Origin of the sequence: Mycobacterium sp. KBS0706, from assembly GCF_005938675.2 — a bacterium.
GTDB lineage: Bacteria > Pseudomonadota > Alphaproteobacteria > DSM-16000 > Inquilinaceae > Inquilinus.
The window spans coordinates 1-550 of sequence record NZ_VCCH02000343.1 but is presented as its reverse complement, the minus strand read 5'-3'; the positions used below and the strand labels follow the sequence as shown (position 1 = coordinate 550).

1 protein-coding gene is annotated in these 550 nt (G+C 69.5%); it reads left to right on the top strand.

Annotated elements, in window-relative coordinates; translation table 11 throughout:
* Window positions 1-130 precede the first annotated feature (130 nt).
* Window positions 131-550 (top strand): transposase (locus tag FFK22_RS42185; protein WP_373683782.1); only part of this gene is annotated, 420 nt, incomplete at its 3' end.

Genomic DNA, 550 nt, shown 5'->3' with positions numbered 1-550 from the left:
GGGGCTGGATTGGCGGCTGATGCGGCCCGAGCGCCGCCGCCGGCCGCAGCGTGCCGGATGACTGCGGCAGAGTGACTCGGCGGCCCGGATCGCGATGGCGGGGCCGGCGCCCATATGATTGAACCGGCGCATGACCGTCGTCGCCCTCACCGAAGAGAACGCTGCGCTGAAGGCGCTCTTGGCGCAGACGCAGGCGGCGCTCGCCGAGCACCAAGCGGCGCTGGTGCAATCCGAGGAGGCGCGGCGTCGGCTGGAGGCGATCGTCGGCGAGCTGCGCCGCGAGAAGTTCGGCGCCAAATCCGAGAAGCTGAGGCCCGACCAGTACAACCTGCCGCTGGAAGACGTGGAGATCGCCCAAGGGGTGCTGGACGCCGCCCAGGCAAAGGCCGAGGCCATCATCAAGGGCAAATCGGGAGCCAAGTCGCGCAACCGCAACCGCGGTCGGCTGCCGGCCCATCTGCCGCGCGTGGAACGGATCATCGAGCCGGACAGCACGCTGTGTCCCTGTGGCTACGGCGAGATGACGAAGATCGGCGAGGATGTGTCCGAG